This window comes from Nonomuraea lactucae (assembly GCF_003313395.1).
GTDB lineage: Bacteria > Actinomycetota > Actinomycetes > Streptosporangiales > Streptosporangiaceae > Nonomuraea > Nonomuraea lactucae.
Genome location: NZ_QNFZ01000338.1, coordinates 1 through 652, shown reverse-complemented (window position 1 = coordinate 652; position 652 = coordinate 1). Strand labels below are relative to the sequence as shown.

Here is a 652-nt window from a genome sequence, read left to right as displayed (position 1 = left end):
GCTCAGGCGGCGGCCGCCCCTGGATCCGCCGCCGCGCAGACCGCGCCCGCCGGTACGCAGAACCCGCCGTCCGCCCCCCAGGCGCCGTCCGGCTCCCCCACTCGCCAGGGCGCCCAGCAGGCTCCCCACGCCGACCCCCTGGTCCAGAGCGGCGAGGCCCAGACCGGCCCCCCTGAGGCTCCCCCAGGCGGCCAGGCCCCCCAAGCCTCGGGGCAGGCGCCCCAGAACGGGCAGACGGCACCGGCGGGGCAGGCGACGCAGGGCCCCGAGCAGGCCGCGACGGCTCCCCCCGGAAACCCGAGCGGAAACCCGAGCGGAAACCCGCCCGGGAATCCCACCGGAAACACCCCTGGAAATGTCCCTGGAAACGCCTCTGGAGCCACGACCGCGCAGGCCCCGCCGACCCTGTCCTCCCTGATGGCGCAGGCCGCTCTCACCGACGCGCAGCGGGCGGCGTTCCCGCACGGGATCACCCTGCAGGACGGCGGCGTCCTCATCACGGACCCGAGCGGACGGCCGGTCACCCTGTCGCCGGAGGCCCTGCGCCGCACCGAGGAGCGGCTGACGGCACGGGCGGCGAGCGGCGCGACCCCGGAACGGCTGCGCGCGGTGGCGGCGGCGGCGTTAGGCGCCGAGATCGCCATGGCGGGCG

Annotated in this window: 1 protein-coding gene; it reads left to right on the top strand. The window is 77.9% G+C overall.

Translation table 11 applies throughout. From position 1 onward, the window contains the following. Positions 1 to 417 precede the first annotated feature (417 nt). A partial coding sequence (locus DQW85_RS21810; RefSeq protein WP_162795196.1) for a hypothetical protein occupies positions 418 to 652 on the top strand: 235 nt, incomplete at its 3' end.